Raw genomic sequence first — 7,790 nt, 5'->3', positions numbered from 1 at the left:
GCCCGCCGCCCCTCTCCCCAACACGACACCCACCGCACACGACACCCAACCGCACCGCGCCGCCGTCCGCGCCGCCGCCCGGAACGCCGAAGGCCCGCCGGAAGAAACCGGCGGGCCGGGACGGTCGGGAAGACGGCGAAGCCGCCCCGCACCCCTGCTCAGGACACCAGACGGCCGATGCCCTCTTCGATCCTGCGGATCCCCGCCGCGACATGCGGCAGCGCCAGCGGAGTATCGGAGTGCAGCGCCTGCCACTGCAGCACGGGCGTATCCCCGTACAGCATGCTGGTGGCGGCCTTGAAGCGCAGCGCACCGGCGTCGTCGCCCAGCAGATGCCCGGCCAGGACGGCCAGACCGCCGTGGTCCAGCAGCCGGCGCGCCAGAGTGGGGGAGTCGACGACGCCCTTGGCGGCCAGGACCGGCCGCAGCGGCTCGAAGTCGGGATAGACGTAGAAACCCCCGGCCGGGGGACGGCACACCGCACCCGCCCCGATGAGGACGGCGTGCACCGCCCGCGCCACGGAGCCGTGGAGCCGGGCGCTCGCCGCGAGATGCCCCCGCAGCTCCGGGGGCTCGGCGAACGCGTACGCGGCGACCTCCTGCATCGGCCCCGCCAGCGTGGACCACATCTCACTGGCGACCGAGAGCACCTGGTCCCGCAGCATCCGCCCCGGCCCGTCGCCGGGGAAGCGGGCCACCCCGATGCGCCAGCCGCCGAGCGCCAGGCTCTTGGACAGCCCGCTGGTCACCACCGTCCGGTGGGGGATCACCTCGCACGGGCTGAGGAAGGGCGTCGCCGGGTCGTGGACGACGTCCCGGTAGATCTCGTCGGAGACGACGGTGAGGTCCTCCCGCTCGGCGATCTCGCAGATCTCCCGCACCAGCGCGGGCGGCGCGAGGCTGCCGGTGGGGTTGTCGGGCAGCGTCAGCACCACCGTCCGCGGGTCACGGCCCGCGCGCCGCTCGGCGCCGATGACCCGGCACAGCTCATCCGGGTCGGGAACACCGCCCGCCCCGGCGGGAATCGGTACCCCGACGGCCCGCCGGCCCGCCAGGGCCGCCTGCGGCGCATACGTGTTCCAGGCCGGCCGGGGAATCACGACATCACCCGGCAGCACCAGATTGAGCGCCATCAGCAGCGGTTTGCTGCCGGGACCGACCACCACCTGGTCCGGACCGGTCGGCATCCGCCGGCGGGTGAAGTACCCGGCCACGGCCTCCCGTACGGCGGCATCGCCCTGCACGGGGCCGTACGCATTGCGCTTCGCCCCCGCGACCAGGCTCTCCACCAGCGGCCCGAAGGCCGGCAGACGCGACTCGCCGAACCCCAGATGGACAATGTCCTCGCCCGCGGCCCGCCGCTCGGCGACCTCCTGATTGAGCGCCAGATTCGGCGACATCGGCCGGGACACCGGCACGGCCCGGGGCTCGGGCGCGGCGGGCGTCGGACGGTCCGGGTGCACCGCGACGGTCACGGCAGGATCCCTTCGGTTCGGGCCCGGCCCGGGGCGCCGCCCCAGACCGCGGCGGCGATGTCCGGCGCAGTGTCCTCGGCCGGCTCCAACTCGTCCAGCCACGCCGCGCTCGCGCAGTAACGGGCCCTGAACGGACGCCCCACCAGCGCGGGATCCCGCGCCTGGAGCATCCGCAGCTGGAAGAACCGGCCCCGGGCGGTCTCCTCGACCCCGTCCACCACCACCTTGCCCGGAGTGGCCGACATCACCGGACCCCGTACCGTCCTGGCCAGCCCCGGAAGCGTCCGGTAGGCCGAACGGAACACCTCGGCGGCCTTCGCCAGCGGCACCTTGAAATAGTCGTACGGACCCGTGTCACGCTCGACGAACATGTAGTACGGCACGGCCCCGGCCGCCAGCTCCGCCCGCCACAGCGAACTCCACACCAGCGGATCGTCGTTGATCCGCCCGATCAGCGGCGCCTGGCAGTACACCACGGCACCGGTGGCACGGATCCGGGACAGCGCCCTCGCCACCACATCGGTGCCCAGCTCCCGGGGATGGGTGAAGTGCGCCATCACGGCCAGCGTCCGCCCGCTCGCCGTCACCCGCTCGAACAGGCGCAGCACATCGTCCGCGTCCTGGTCGGTGACGAACCGCTGCGGCCAGTACGCGAGCGACTTCGTGCCGATCCGGACCGTACGGACCGAACCGACCTCCAGCAGCGGCTCCAGATGGTCCCTGAGCCGGTCCGTACCCATGATCATCGGATCGCCGCCGGTGACCAGCACATCGGACACCTCGGGATGCTCCCGCAGATAGCGGACGAGGACATCCGGACGAGGCGTGGCGAACCGCAGATCGGCGTCCCCGACGAACTGCGCCCACCGGAAACAGTAGGTGCAGTACGAATGACAGGACTGCCCCTGACTGGGGAAGTAGAGCACCGTCTCCCGGTACTTGTGCTGCAGCCCCGGCGCGGGCGAACCGTCGATCCGCGGCACGTTCAGCTCCTGCTGGCCCGACGGATGCGGGTTCAGACGCCCCCGGATCTCCTTGACCGCCGCCGCGACCGCCTGCCGGTCCCCGGTCGCCGTCGCCACCGTCAGCAACTGCTCGTCCCCCGGCGACAGCATGCCGCGCTGGGGAAACACCATCCGGAACATCGGGTCGTCGGGCACCCGGTCCCAGTCGATCAGCTCCGACAGCGTGTACTCGTTGACCCGGAACGGCAGCACCTGCGAAATCAGCCGGACCGTCTCCACCTGCTCCGGGGTGAGGGGGTAACGCGCGGCGACGGCGTCGACCTGCCGGACACCGAACGCGCGGAAGCGTTCGCTCTGGACGGGGGAGGGGCCCGGCGGCGGCATCATGACCAATCTCTTCCGTGAGACTCCGGCGGAAACGGAATGACGGCAAAGGGCTCCGTACGGCGACAGCGACAACGCGGCATGGTGGCCAGTGCTTCCTCGTCACGCGCTCGAAGAGCGCCGTGGGCGGCCGACTTGACTACAGAGGCGATCGTCCGTCCCGCCGCCCGCCGCAAGCCACCCGTAGAGCCCCCTAGGTCCTGCCCGCACCGTCCCGCCCCTAGCAGGCGACCGCGTGATCCCCGTCCAGCAGCTGCTCCCGGTTGCGGATACCCAGCTTCCGGTAGACCCGGGTCAGATGCTGCTCCACCGTGCTGACCGTGATGAACAGCCGGTCGGCGATCTCCCGGTTGGCATACCCCTGCGTGGCGAGCACGGCGACCCGCCGCTCCGACTCGCTCAGCCGGTCGAAACTGAACTGATCCCCGCCCAGACCTCCCACCGGACCCGCCGCCTTCCTCGTATCGGCGACCCGGGACGCCTTCGTCGGCAGCAGCGACTGGCACAGCGACTCCGCCCGGCAGCTCCTCGCCAGCCGCCACGCCCGCCGTGCCGTCTGCCGCGCCACCGCCGTCTCACCCAGCTGCTGATAGGCCCGGCTCAGATCCACGAGCACCCCGGCGGCCTCGTACCACGCGCCGCTGCTGTCCAGCCGGTCGAACGCGTCCAGCAGGATCGGCGGCTGCTTCACCGCCGGCTGCAGCAGCGCCAGACTGTGCAGCACCATCCCCCGGGACCGCGCCAGCCCCGCCTCCGGCGCCGCGAGCTGCGCCTCGACGAGCCGCGCCGCCCGCTCCCGGTCACCCAGCCGCATCCACACCTCCGCCGCCCCCAGCCGCCACGGCGCCAGCGCCGGCGTATCGACGTTCCAGCGCTGCATCAGCGTGCCGCAGCCCAGGAAGTCCGTCAGCGCCATGTTCAGCTTCCCCGTCGCCAGATGGTGACGGCCCCGCGCATACAGATAGTGCAGCCCGGCCCGGGTCAGGAACAGCGCCTGCGGCGGCTCCTCGGCCAGCAGCTTCACCACCGCCTCGTGATCGCCCATCGCGGTCAGCGCCTCCACCAGCACCGCCAGCGCCGACGCACTGCCCACATTCCAGCTGCGCCCCGACAGCCGCGCCCGCGCCGTCTCCGCCTGGCGCACCGCATCGGCCAGCTGGCCGCGCCGCAGCGAGATCAGCGCCCCGGTGCCCTCCAGCATCCCCTGCCACCCCGGCGCCGCGTTCCGCCCGGCATCGGCCACCAGAACCTCGTACCACTTACGGGCGGACTCCAGCCGGTCGGCGTAGCAGAGCGCCATCAGCGCGGCCTGGAACCCGTCCAGCTTCCAGGGCTCCGGGGAGTGACTGCCCTGCAGCACCTGCTCGGCCATGGCGACGGCGTCCTCGTCCGCGCCCCGCGCCAGCGCCCGGGCCAGGGCGTAGCGGGCGCGCACCTCCGACGTCGACGTCGCCGACAGCTGCATCTTCGGCAGCGGCCGGCACGGCCGGTCGAGCAGCCCCAGGAACTCCGAGGACATCAGCAGCCGCGTACCGTTGAGCGCCGTCACCGCCCCCTCGTCGCCGTTCTGGTGGTCCACGACCTTCAGCGCCTCGTCGAAGTGGAGGTAGAACATCATGCCCTCGGCCACCCGCAGCGCGTCACCGCTCGCCAGCTTCCCCGCCGTGATCGGGTTCTTCAGCGTGAGGAAGTGCTGGGCCGCGTGGGCGGGCCTGAGCTGCCACTGGCCGTGGGCGTACTGCGACATCACCGACAGCCGCTCCGCCTCCTCCGAGCAGCAGTCCCGGGCCAGCTCCAGACACCTCAGCCCCTGCGCCGCGTCACCGTCCGCCAGCGCCTGGCGGGCGGCTTCCTGAAGGACCGGAACCACCCATCCCTCGTGCAGCGGGCTGGAGTTCAGCAGATGCGCGGCCACCTCCCGGGGCGGGGCCCCGTCGTCGTACAGCAGACCGGCCGCCCGGTGCCGCAGCTCCGTCACCTCGTCATGGGGCATCTCGCGCAGCAGCGCCTGCCGCATGCTCGGATGCCGCAGCCGGGTGCCGTCCAGCACACCGATCCCCGTGAGCAGCCGCAGACAGCGCCGCACCAGCTCGGCGTCGATTCCGCTCAGCCGGCTCAGCAGCTGGGTGGTGGCCGCCCGGTCCAGCAGCGCCGCGCAGCGGGCCACCCGTTCGGCGTGCGGCCCCAGCCGGTGCAGACAGGTGAGCACCACCTGCTGGAAGACGTGCCCGGCCACCGGGCCGTCCGCGGGGGCCGGCCGCAGGGCGGGATCGTCGGCCGCGGCCAGGACCTGAGCCGTCTCGGACTCCGCGGCGGCCCGCAGCCGGTCCTCCACCAGCGCCTGTACGAGCAGCGGATTGCCCATGCTCAGCCGGTGCAGCTCCGCGACGAGGCGGTCCGAAGGAGGGGCGGGGGAGAGGCTCGCGGCCAGCTCCCGCACCCCGTCGCGGGAGAGCGGCCCCAGATGGAACCGCCGTACGCTCGTCTTGTAGACGAGGTCGTCCAGGATCCGCGGCGACTGCTCGTCCAGCAGCATGGTGCCCCGTGTCAGCACCAGCGTGACGGGCAGCTGCGGCAGCCGCTGCGCCAGATAGCGCAGGCAGAAGAGGGTGGCCGCGTCGGTGTGCTGGACATCGTCCACCGTGATCAGCAGAGGTCCCCGGGCCGCGAGTTCGGCGACGGACCGGTGCGTCTGCCGGGCGAGGGCGACCAGTTCGTCGTGGGTCACCCCGGGCGCCGGTGAGACGACCGCCTCGCCCGGCCCGCCGAGCCGGACACCGCCGGGGAGGACACCGCCGGGGAGGACGATGTCCTTGGGCCCCGTCTGCGGGGCGTGCGTGTGCAGTGCGTGGAACAGCTGGGCCAGCCCGCTGAACGGATGGTCGCGCTCGTCCGGTGTGCTCACCACACCGAGCACCGTGCTGCCCGCTAAGGAAGCCCGGTCCGCCAGGACGTTGAGGACCGCGGTCTTGCCCATGGCGGTCGACCCGCTGACCGAGGCGATGGCGCCCCTGCCGCGTGCCGACCGGGCCAGCAGATCACCGAGTTCTTCGAGTATCTCCGAACGCTCCACCAACACTGTGTCCCCCTGTCGGTACGTACACCAGGCAGCCCGGTCCCGTTCCCGGCGTCGGCCGGACCGGGACGGGACCGGTTGTGGCGGGGGAGTCCGTGACGGACCGTCGACACGTGTAGGCGGAAAAGGCTCCGCACACGACCGCAGCACACGGACACCCCCGTAGTCCCGGAAGTGCTTTGGGCAGTCACGATTTGACCAAGGCTCCGCCAAGAGCGCAACGGAGCAAAGGGCGTGCCGGGGCCGTGCGCGGGTGCCCCTAGGGGTGGCAACCCTTAACCGGTAGGGGCTGCCCGGCGCGCCCCCGGGAGCTCAGGGACACCGTGCACCGGCGGGCCGCGGGGCCCGCCCACCCGCCGTGGTGCGCCCCCCTCCGCGGTCCGGTGCCCTCCCCTACGGACCCGCCACCCGGCCACCCCTACGGTCACCCCTATGCCCCGGTCCGCCGCCGGCTCCCCCTTCCGCCACCGGGGGCGTCCCGGCCCGCGGCGGCCGGGTGCCGGGAGCGGGGCAGGGGGTGTGTCGGTGCCGGCGGCTACGGTGGCGGTCATGGAGAGGGAAGGAACCGCGGTGCCGGGCACCGGCGATGACCCCGGCGGCTTCGCCGAGGACATCGTCGCCGTCCACGAGTCCGGCGGTACGGTGCATTTCCTGCTGATCGCCTATCCGCCCGGCGCATCGGGCAACGCGGCGGGGTACGTCTTCCGGCGCCCCGCCGGCCGCGACGGGCCCGCCGAGAACATCCTGGCCACCAACGACACGCTCCGCGAGCTGTGGTGCTCACCGGCCGGCCGGGTGTGGACGGCGAGCAGCACGGGCCTGGTGTGGACGAGCGCCCCGGTGTCCTGGCCCGGGGCCGTGGCACCGGATCTCGAATTCGACGCCCCGGAGGGCGGTGTGACGTGGCATCACACCGCGCTGCCGGTGCAGGAGCACAACGGGGCCCGGCCCAATCCGACGGCGATCTGGGGGACCTCCGACGACGATGTCCACCTCGCCACCTTCGGCGGTGTCCTCTACCACTTCGACGGCCGCCGCTGGACGCAGTTCCACTCCGGTGCGGGCAGGCCGATCGGGGTGATCCGCGGCCGTGCCGCCGACGACGTCTACGCGGCCGGCTACGGCAGCACCCTGCTGCACTTCGACGGCGGTACCTGGACACCGGTCGCCGACCCCGACGGCCCCGGTACCAACGACGTGCTGACGGGCATCGCGTTCGGCGGCACCGGGGAGGTGTACGTCTGCGGCAAGTCTCGGGGCGGGCGGGTCCTGTGCGGGTCCGCGGCGCGGGGCTTCTCCGTGCTCGGCCGCTACGGAGTACCGGCCACCGGCATCGCCCGCACCGGCGGCCGGCTCTTCCTCACCGCGGGGCGGAGCGGAGTCCTGGAGGTGACGTCCGAGGGCGCCGGGACACTGCGCGACGACCTCGTCGCGTGGTCCCTCGCCGAGGGCGAGGGCCGTATCTACGTCACCGAGACCTCCGGCGAGGCCGCGTACTCGGAATTCGGCCTCGCCGACGGCCGGTGGCACCGCCGGTTCTACTGACCCGCAACCCGCAACCCGCAACCCGCAACCCGCAACCCGCAACCCGCAACCCGCAACCCGCCGCCCGGCATCCGCCAACCGGGTCCCGGCACCCGCCGCCCGGCACCCGGGTTCCGGCATCCGGCACCCGGGTTCCGCCAACCGGGTCCCGGTACCCGGCACACCGCCACCCGGCATCCGCCAACCGGGGTCCCGCCGCCCGGCACCCGGCATCCGGGTCCCGCACCGGGCCGCCCCCGGCCCCGCCGCCCGCCGTGCGCGGGGAAGCCCAACGGGAATGCGCACTTCCCGTTGCCCCGCGCCCGGCGGGCCGCCACACTCGGGCCGGACACCGGGGCGGACGGC

Annotated in this window: 4 protein-coding genes; 1 reads left to right on the top strand and 3 read right to left on the bottom strand. The window is 73.3% G+C overall.

Annotation, left to right across the window (positions count from 1 at the left end):
• Positions 1–158: 158 nt before the first annotated feature.
• The 3 genes from B7R87_RS00295 to B7R87_RS00285 all read right to left on the bottom strand — a co-directional run bounded on the left by B7R87_RS00295 (position 159) and on the right by B7R87_RS00285 (position 5,897).
• Positions 159–1,475, bottom strand: coding sequence for a pyridoxal phosphate-dependent aminotransferase (locus B7R87_RS00295; RefSeq protein ID WP_006344638.1), 1,317 nt, complete (start codon positions 1,473–1,475; stop codon positions 159–161).
• Positions 1,472–2,827 carry a KamA family radical SAM protein gene (locus B7R87_RS00290; protein ID WP_006344637.1) on the bottom strand — a complete coding sequence of 452 codons (1,356 nt, stop codon included), beginning with the start codon at positions 2,825–2,827 and terminating at the stop codon, positions 1,472–1,474. The genes B7R87_RS00295 and B7R87_RS00290 overlap by 4 nt, the downstream gene beginning before the upstream one ends.
• 217 nt (positions 2,828–3,044) lie before the next feature.
• Positions 3,045–5,897, bottom strand: coding sequence for a helix-turn-helix transcriptional regulator (locus tag B7R87_RS00285; protein WP_130585369.1), 2,853 nt, complete (start codon positions 5,895–5,897; stop codon positions 3,045–3,047).
• Positions 5,898–6,449: 552 nt separating this feature from the next.
• On the opposite strand from B7R87_RS00285, the gene B7R87_RS00280 reads away from it, so the two are divergent.
• The gene (locus B7R87_RS00280) at positions 6,450–7,445 is read left to right on the top strand and encodes a WD40/YVTN/BNR-like repeat-containing protein (protein WP_006344635.1); all 996 of its coding nucleotides are present in this window, start codon (positions 6,450–6,452) and stop codon (positions 7,443–7,445) included.
• Positions 7,446–7,790 lie beyond the last annotated feature (345 nt).

The organism is Streptomyces tsukubensis (genome assembly GCF_003932715.1).
Classification (GTDB): Bacteria; Actinomycetota; Actinomycetes; order Streptomycetales; family Streptomycetaceae; genus Streptomyces; species Streptomyces tsukubensis.
Note: the sequence above shows the minus strand (reverse complement) of the source record. Positions and strands in the feature narration are given on the sequence as shown.

Bases quoted from the DNA above. Each gene is read 5' to 3' on its own strand.
- B7R87_RS00290 (WP_006344637.1), bottom strand. From the start codon at position 2,827: ATGATGCCGCCGCCGGGCCCCTCCCCCGTCCAGAGCGAACGCTTCCGC.
- B7R87_RS00280 (WP_006344635.1), top strand. From the start codon at position 6,450: ATGGAGAGGGAAGGAACCGCGGTGCCGGGCACCGGCGATGACCCCGGC.